This window comes from Priestia sp. SIMBA_032, from assembly GCF_046535215.1.
Lineage (GTDB): Bacteria > Bacillota > Bacilli > Bacillales > Bacillaceae_H > Priestia > Priestia aryabhattai.
Window position 1 is genome coordinate 1 of sequence record NZ_JAWRXD010000785.1, and the last position, 267, is coordinate 267.

Sequence of the window (267 nt, forward strand, 5' to 3'; positions counted from 1 at the left end):
GAGTCTGATGTGTTGTACGGTGTAACAATGCAAGAATCAGGGGTATCTAAACTTGTTTCGGTTCGTTTAGATGCCGGAGAAGAACTTATTGCAAGTGAATAGGAAGGATGGGAAAGTATGAGTTTTTTTAAAAAACTAAAAGAAAAAATTTCAAAACAAACGGATACAGTTACAGAGAAATTTAAACACGGATTAGAAAAAACTAGAAATTCATTTGCGGATAAAGTGAATGATTTAGTGTATCGTTACCGTAAAGTGGACGAAGAT

The 267-nt window shown here is 34.1% G+C and carries 2 pseudogenes; both read left to right on the forward strand.

The features are described 5' to 3' along the window. A pseudogene (locus SB717_RS36460) lies at positions 1 to 102 on the forward strand (chromosome segregation protein SMC); the annotation flags it as partial. A gap of 15 nt (positions 103 to 117) precedes the next feature. Continuing rightward, a pseudogene (locus SB717_RS36465) lies at positions 118 to 267 on the forward strand (signal recognition particle-docking protein FtsY); the annotation flags it as partial.